Below are 5,260 nucleotides of genomic sequence, written 5' to 3'. Positions count from 1 at the left end.
TACACGAAATAGAGCAGTGTGATGGTATTATCTTGTCAGGTGGCGAAGATGTACACCCCAATTTATACAATCGACCTGAGTTTTTAAGTTTATGCAATCCAAATTTCATGGACGAGCGTCGTGATGAATTTGAATGGAAAGTGTGTGAGTATATTTTCAAAAACCAAGTACCAGTTTTGGGCATCTGCCGAGGTTTACAATTGGTGAATGTATTTCTTGGTGGCACGCTGATTCCTGATTTACCGACCGCTGGCAAAGAAAATCATTCAAAGTATTTTGAAGGAAAAGACCGCTATCATAACATAGAAATTATTCACGATTCCGAACTTTCAAAAATTACCAATATTGTATTTGGGGATGTCAACTCGGCACATCACCAATCGGCGGATATTATTGCCAAACCGCTAAAAATCAATGCATTATCTGATGATAGAGTTGTAGAAGGTTTGGAGTTTGACTTCGCCGATTCTGTTGGGTTCGGCTCCGCTCACCCAACAGAATCTGACTCATTAACTTCGGTGGCTGAGCGAAGCCGAAGCCAGCGAAGCCACTATTTAATGCTCGTACAATGGCATCCCGAACGCATCATTAATGCCGAACAAAATAATTTTTCTTATAAAATTCGACAAAATTTCGTCGAAAACATTCAATCAAAAATTCAATAATGACACTCGATTCTTTTCTAAAAAAACTCAACGAGACCCCTCAAGAAGTAGCATTTACTGATACTATGGCTGTTGTGGAAGCACTCTATGATTTTACGCCAACGGCTTTCCAAAATGGAGATTTACACAATGAAGCTGGACAAAACTCTGGCTCATGCAAATTATTTTCATTCGCAAAACTTCAAAATTTTTCGGTAGAACAGACCCTTGCTTGCTTTGGTGATTTTTACCGTAAAGATGTACTCGAAAACCCCGATGCAACGAACCATCAAAATATCAGAAACTTTATGAAAACTGGTTGGGAAGGAATTTCTTTTGAAAGTCAATCTTTAACTGAGAAAAAATAAAACAGCGAAACGAAATGTGGACACCTGCGGAGGTGTGCCACATTTCCTAAATTTGACAACTCTTTGAGAGTTGTCAAATTTTCTCGCCAATCGGTAAACCAATAGATTTTAATAAAAGCGAAGCATTGAAGCTCTTACAAACGCCTTCTTTTATCAAATAATCGAATAATAATTCGCCGTTTTCGGTAGCGTACTCGAAGTAATAATTTTTTACTACATCGGGGTACTGCTCCGAAATTTCAGTCATACGCAAATCGTGAGTAGCCACCATTGCATACGCATTCGAATTCACGATTTTCTCCAGCAAAGCCATCGAGCCCGCCAATTTATCTTCCGAATTTGTTCCTCTCAACATTTCGTCAATCAAAAACAAAGCATTTTCATTTGTATTGATTGCCGCCAAAACGAGCTTAATTCGTTCGATTTCTGCCTTGAAAGTTGAAGCATTTTGCTGAATAGAATCCTTGATTCGCATATAGCAAATCAATTTTATGCCATCACTTACACTCATTTTCTTGGCAAAAACTGGACAACCCGCATACGCCAAGATAATATTTAGCCCAACCGTACGCAAAAATGTACTTTTACCCGACATGTTTGAGCCTGTAATGAGCGTCAGTCGATTCTTTTCGTCAAAATCAAAACTATTGCAAACTACATTTTTGGTATTGATGAGTGGATGCCCCATCTCTTGCCCATACAATTTGAAAGTTTTACTATCATTTATTGCTGGAAAACACCAATCTGGCTTATTGAAATGTAGGTTTCCGATGCTGGCATAGAGCTCAAAAACACCAATTACGTCAAAAATTTTCTCAAAAAAATCAGGGTTTTCTTTTAGCCACGCCCTCAGTTTAATTAATTGAACTGGCTGAAAAGGAGTAGCCAAAGTCAAGAAAAGCGAAGCCAACATATTGCGTCGCATATCTAGTTTTTTAAGAATCACCACAAAATCATCAATCGGATTTTTAGTATTTAGTTTTGAAATCGGCAATCGTTCGTGAGCCGTTTTTAAGATTTCAGACCGCCAATTTTCTTGAGCGATAAGGCCCGTTGCTACTCCAAATTTTTCCATCAAACGCCCCGCTCCTGCCACTGTTTCAAAATATTCTTCGGTATGATTGCGGTTAATGCCAGTAAGTCTGAAATTTATCAAAGCCAAAGCAGCCACACCATAACCAGCAAACGACGGCGATACAAAATAGGACGATGCCAAAACTGCTACCCACAAAAAAGGCAAGATTTTGGCATAAATTGCAATAAACTTTTCCAGCTTCAAGACTGGTGGATGCTCAATTTGGTTAAGCACTTTGCTCACGCCTCGCTCCTCGTTTGAAATCTTAAACATCGAAGCAAAAAAGCTCAAACGCCAGTCGGTTTTGGCCGCCATTTCTTTGGACGCTTCTTGTTTTTGACCAATTGAAAAAGTTTGATTTTCACCCAAAAGCTGTTGAGCCAGATAATCACTTCCCGACTTACTTTTTGTTCGGTTGATTAAGTGGAAAAGCGTTCCTTCACCGAAAATATCTAAATCTTCACTAAAATTACGCGTTGGTCGACCGTATTCTTGACCATTATAATACATTCCCGAAATTCCCTCCAAGCACGTCAATTCATTCTGAATTACGGCGAGCGTAGTTTCTTTCAAATCTACTTCGGCATCAATTTTTTCATGATGCTTTACTAAATAATAGAAACCTAAAATACCGCCAATAATTGAAAGTCCACCAAGGATTTCATTGAGTTTAAAAAGCTGATATACCAAAATCAACAGTCCAATTATCAGCAATAATCGGTACATCGAAATTTGGTCGCTTTTCTTCTTTAAGGTGGCAATTTCGGTAAGTAATGTGGTTATTTTTTCTTGATAAGTCTTTTCCATGCAAGCATTTTTTGTATCTATCGCAAAAATAGGCAACTATGTCGGAGTTTTAGGAATAAATGAAAAGTTTATGCTTATTTTTGTCCATAATCGTACATATTTTGGGTCACAGTGTTACACAAAGTTTTTCACAAAGTAACTCAGTGAAACTCTGTGAAAAACTCCTATCAACTCCGTGTCCAAAAAACTTGACTTAACTTTTATAAATTTATATGCAAATCATCAATCCAGCTACCGAAGAAATCATTGCTACATTACAAGAAGATTCGGCCGAAAGCCTTAAAACCAAATTAAAAACCCTACAAAAAGGACAAAAATCTTGGGCGAAAGTGAATCTAAAAAAGCGAATCGCCATCATTACCAAATTCTCTGAATTATTGGCCGAAAATATCGAAGAATTGGCCGCAACGCTCACTTCTGAAATGGGAAAACCACTCCAACAAGCCCGTAATGAAGTAAATGGAGCCAGAGGAAGAATCAAGTTTTTTGTTGAAAATTCGCAGAAATACTTGAAAGATGAAGTAATGACCAAGCAAGAAGGACTTACAGAACGCATTTCGTACGAACCCTTGGGCGTAGTTTGTAATATCTCGGCGTGGAATTATCCGTTTTTGGTGGGTGTAAATGTTTTTATTCCTGCCTTGATTGGTGGAAATGCCGTTTTCTACAAACCATCTGAGTTTTCGACTTTGACTGGTTTAAAAATTGAAAAGTTTTTGAAAGCTGCGGGCGTTCCAGAAGATGTTTTTGCAGTGGCAGTTGGTGCAAAAGAAGTAGGCGAACACCTTTTAGCAATGCCACTCGATGGCTATTTCTTCACGGGTTCTTACCGAACAGGACTTTATATTTATGAAAAAGTAGCACATAAAATGGTTCCTTGCCAACTCGAATTAGGCGGTAAAGACCCACTCTATGTGGCCGATGATGTAGCTGATATTCAGTCAGTTGCAGCAGGAACTGCCGATGGAGCTTTCTATAATAATGGACAAAGTTGTTGTGCAGTTGAGCGTATTTATGTACACGAAAAAGTGTATGACCGCTACGTTGAGGAATTTGTGAAAGAGGTAAAAAGCTACAAAATTGGTCAGCCAACCGAAGACGGTGTTTACATCGGTGCTTTGAGCCGAAAATCTCAATTAGATTTTCTCGAAAAACAAGTGCAAGATGCCGTAAAAAAAGGAGCAACGCTGCTGACTGGTGGAAAAAGAATTGAAGGAAAAGGGTATTTCTTCGAGCCAACGGTTTTGACCAACGTCAGCCACAAAATGGATGTCATGCAGGCGGAATCTTTCGGGCCAATTATTGGTATTATGAAAGTAAAAGACGACAAAGAAGCCACAAAATTGATGCAAGATACTGAATACGGCCTCACGGCGGCAGTTTATACGCCCGATAAAAAACGTGCCGAAAGAATCTTGAAACAAGTAAATGCAGGAAGCGGTTATTGGAATTGTTGCGACCGTGTTTCTGCTCCGCTACCGTGGAGTGGACGCAAACATTCGGGCTTCGGAGCTACGCTTTCGCACGCAGGTATTCGTGCATTCGTGAAGCCAAAGGCTTGGCATTTGAGAGGATGATTTTTGATTGACGAATGGCGATTTATTAATAACGATTTAAAATCCTGAAAGGATTAAACATGAATAGCCGTAGGCAACGCCTACGGAAACTGTAAAAAAAATCCCGAAAAGATTAAACACAAATAACCGTAGGCAACGCCTACGGAAACGAAAGATTATGGTAATTCATAACCCTGAAGGGGTTTAACAATAAACGCAATAGCATGTTCAACTCCTTCAGAGTTGCTTCATCGTTATCTTTTATTTTCCGTGGGCGTTGCCCACGGCTATTGAAGTTTAAGCCCTTCAGGCTTTTCAAAAAAACAACCCAAATTTCCCAATAACCATTAACCAATTTACCAGTAACCAGTTTCCCAATAACTAATCAACCATTTTACCAATCAACAAATAACCAAAGCATGAAAAAAACAGTACTATTTACACTTTTAGTCTTCAGTTTGGGTGCTTTTGCACAAACAACTCCTACCAAAAGGCCACTCAAACCTTCTGATGTTTACCGTTTACAAAGCTTGAGCGACCCACAAATTTCGCCCGAAGGCAATTGGGTGGCCTATTCACTTTCAAGTGTTGATTCAGTAAAAAACAAACGTAATTCCGACATTTGGATGCAATCATGGGATGGAAAAGAATCTATCCAACTCACCTTTTCGCCCGATGGAGAATCAAAACCACGTTGGAGTCCTGACGGGAAATATTTGTCGTTTACTTCTTCTCGTGGAGGTTTAACTGGAAGTCAAATCTGGCTCATGGACCGCCGTGGCGGAGAAGCCAAGCAATTAACCGATATTA

General features: G+C 39.3%; 5 protein-coding genes. 4 read left to right on the top strand and 1 reads right to left on the bottom strand.

Features of this window, described 5'->3' with window-relative positions; all coding sequences use genetic code 11:
- Together ACOVO2_RS00040 and ACOVO2_RS00035 are read left to right on the top strand one after the other, a co-directional pair.
- Positions 1–665 (top strand): gamma-glutamyl-gamma-aminobutyrate hydrolase family protein (locus ACOVO2_RS00040; RefSeq protein ID WP_421768007.1); only part of this gene is annotated, 665 nt, incomplete at its 5' end.
- Entirely contained in the window at positions 665–1,012 is a 348-nt protein-coding gene (locus ACOVO2_RS00035; RefSeq protein WP_421768006.1) for a HopJ type III effector protein, read from the top strand. The genes ACOVO2_RS00040 and ACOVO2_RS00035, both read left to right, overlap by 1 nt.
- A gap of 73 nt (positions 1,013–1,085) precedes the next feature.
- On the opposite strand, the gene ACOVO2_RS00030 is transcribed toward ACOVO2_RS00035, so the two are convergent.
- A complete protein-coding gene (locus ACOVO2_RS00030; RefSeq protein ID WP_421768005.1) occupies positions 1,086–2,894 on the bottom strand; it encodes a MutS-related protein in 1,809 nt (602 codons plus the stop codon).
- Positions 2,895–3,106: 212 nt separating this feature from the next.
- Here ACOVO2_RS00030 and ACOVO2_RS00025 point away from each other — a divergent pair, with 212 nt between their 5' ends.
- On the top strand, positions 3,107–4,471 hold the full coding sequence (locus ACOVO2_RS00025; protein ID WP_421768004.1) for an aldehyde dehydrogenase family protein: 1,365 nt from the start codon (positions 3,107–3,109) through the stop codon (positions 4,469–4,471).
- 398 nt (positions 4,472–4,869) lie between these two features.
- The coding region (locus ACOVO2_RS00020; protein WP_421768003.1) for a TolB family protein at positions 4,870–5,260 on the top strand (391 nt) is incomplete at its 3' end.

The organism is Emticicia sp. (assembly GCF_049241225.1).
Classification (GTDB): domain Bacteria; phylum Bacteroidota; class Bacteroidia; order Cytophagales; family Spirosomataceae; genus Emticicia.
Note: the sequence above shows the minus strand (reverse complement) of the source record. Positions and strands in the feature narration are given on the sequence as shown.